This window comes from Novosphingobium terrae, from assembly GCF_017163935.1.
In the GTDB taxonomy this organism is placed as follows: Bacteria; Pseudomonadota; Alphaproteobacteria; order Sphingomonadales; family Sphingomonadaceae; genus Novosphingobium; species Novosphingobium terrae.
Map to the genome: position 1 here is coordinate 1 of NZ_JABVZR010000006.1, position 359 is coordinate 359.

The following is a 359-nucleotide window of genomic DNA, read 5'->3' on the forward strand; positions in this document are numbered from 1 at the left end:
CCCCACAAGCTGGATAGCTGTGGGCGTGAACATTCTTGCAAACCCTGACGCGGGGTGGAGCAGCCCGGTAGCTCGTCAGGCTCATAACCTGAAGGTCGCAGGTTCAAATCCTGCCCCCGCAACCAGGGCCGCGCCATGGAGCGCGGCCGGGAGTTGTCCGTGTGACAAAAGCAAGACTTCACGAAATTAAGAGTTGACCGACTCGGTGAGCAGCCATATAGGCCCGCTTCACCGATGCAGCGCCGCCCGGAAGGGCTGGTTAGTTGCGAGGTTGTCGACAGATGCGGGCCTTCATCCCCCGGTGCAAATCGGGGTGGGATGACTGTCCGCTTTAAACTGTCGGCCAGGGAAACCTGAAA

1 tRNA gene is annotated in these 359 nt (G+C 59.9%); it reads left to right on the forward strand.

Annotated features, from left to right (window positions below):
• Window positions 1–48 precede the first annotated feature (48 nt).
• Window positions 49–125: transfer RNA gene (locus HGK27_RS30980), tRNA-Met, on the forward strand.
• Window positions 126–359: the final 234 nt, after the last annotated feature.